General features: G+C 62.8%; 1 protein-coding gene. It reads left to right on the forward strand.

The genetic code is table 11. The features are described 5' to 3' along the window. Positions 1–233: 233 nt before the first annotated feature. On the forward strand, positions 234–435 hold a 202-nt coding region (locus tag AACY45_RS28760; RefSeq protein WP_339548871.1), incomplete at its 3' end, for a hypothetical protein.

Genomic DNA, 435 nt, shown 5'->3' on the forward strand with positions numbered 1-435 from the left:
TCTCGTTGCAGCCAATTGCCAGCCGGTTGGTCAAGGAAATCGCGCTTTATGGCGGCCCGATCGACCGTTTCGTCAGCCCGACCGTGGCGGCGGAACTTGCCGCACGGGTCGATAAGATCGGCCGCAAGGGCACTCAGCCCTAATATGGTCGCTTTCGCGCGCCACGTTCAGATTGGCGCAAGCGGCGACTTGGTCTAAGCGCGGGTCCACACCGAGTTTTTCGCGGGGAAATGATGCGTTTCGTTACCACCCTTCTGGTCTTCATCCTCGCGTTCGTCGCTGGGCCCGCCTTTGCCGCCAAAAAGAAGCCGGACCCGAAGAGCGCTGTCGTCACCGCCGTTGGGCGGCCCGATATCCCCTCGGCGAGCGACCCGGAGAATTTGCTCTATCTCGACCTGTCGACCGGTGGCCGTGTGGTCATCTGGCTGCGCCCCG

This window comes from Pseudomonas sp. RA_35y_Pfl2_P32, assembly GCF_963970735.1.
GTDB lineage: Bacteria > Pseudomonadota > Gammaproteobacteria > Pseudomonadales > Pseudomonadaceae > Aquipseudomonas.